Here is a 399-nt window from a genome sequence, read left to right as displayed (position 1 = left end):
ACGTAAGTAGTAAGACCCCTTGAAGACGACGAGGTAGATAGGTCAGAGGTGGAAGTGTGGTAACACATGGAGCTGACTGATACTAATCGGTCGAGGGCATGACCAAGCAAGGTGATAGGTAAATGGATGATTTCTTGTATGCAGTTTTGAAGGTATATAAAATATATTTTCAAAAAACTTGTTGACAAAAAACGACAAACATGATATTCTAATATGGCTGTCGCAAATGAAAACAAAGAACCTTGATAATTAAACAATAGACAACAACCCTGAAGATTTCTTTAAGAGAAAAATTCAGAACGAAGACATGAAAATGTCAACCTAATAACAGTAAAAGGGATAAGAAAGCTAGTAGTTTTCTTGAACTGGAGCGAACTAAAAGTACAGAAGCAAGACTTA

Annotated in this window: 2 rRNA genes (1 of these 2 cut by a window edge); both read left to right on the top strand. The window is 35.8% G+C overall.

From position 1 onward, the window contains the following. Positions 1-106 (top strand): 23S ribosomal RNA (locus ABE547_RS14590); the annotation flags it as partial. A gap of 240 nt (positions 107-346) precedes the next feature. Beyond that, positions 347-399 (top strand): 16S ribosomal RNA (locus ABE547_RS14585) (it continues 1,468 nt past the right edge of the window).

The organism is Dorea sp. YH-dor226 (genome assembly GCF_039832105.1).
Classification (GTDB): Bacteria; Bacillota; Clostridia; order Lachnospirales; family Lachnospiraceae; genus Dorea_A.
Note: the sequence above shows the minus strand (reverse complement) of the source record. Positions and strands in the feature narration are given on the sequence as shown.